This is a genomic window from Pseudomonas sp. 2822-17 (genome assembly GCF_002742485.1).
GTDB lineage: Bacteria > Pseudomonadota > Gammaproteobacteria > Pseudomonadales > Pseudomonadaceae > Aquipseudomonas > Aquipseudomonas cyclaminis.
This window is the reverse complement of sequence record NZ_LJRZ01000562.1, coordinates 1-362: the sequence shown is the minus strand read 5'-3', so window position 1 is coordinate 362 and position 362 is coordinate 1. Positions and strand designations below refer to the sequence as shown.

Annotated in this window: 1 protein-coding gene; it reads left to right on the top strand. The window is 33.7% G+C overall.

Features of this window, described 5'->3' with window-relative positions; translation table 11 throughout:
* On the top strand, positions 1-362 hold a 362-nt coding region (locus tag AOA60_RS23405; RefSeq protein WP_143522494.1), incomplete at both ends, for an aminotransferase class I/II-fold pyridoxal phosphate-dependent enzyme.

The window sequence follows — 362 nt, the reverse complement described above, 5'->3', positions numbered from 1 at the left end:
GTTGAAAAACTTGTTCAAGAGGATGACAGTATCAAAGGTATTTGGTGTGTGCCGAAATATAGTAATCCTGATGGTATAACATACTCTGATGAAGTTGTTGACAGACTTGCAAATATGAAGACGAAAGCTGATGATTTTAGAATTTTTTGGGATGATGCATATTCAGTTCATCATTTAACTGATAAGCCAGATCCTTTGAAAAATATTTTAACGGCCTGTAAAAGTGCAGGGAATCCTAATCGCGTATACATGTTTAGCTCCACTTCTAAAATCACATTTGCAGGTTCAGGTATTGGTGTCTTGGCTACAACAGAAGAAAATTTAGATTTTACAAAAAAATTAATATCTTTTCAAACTATAGG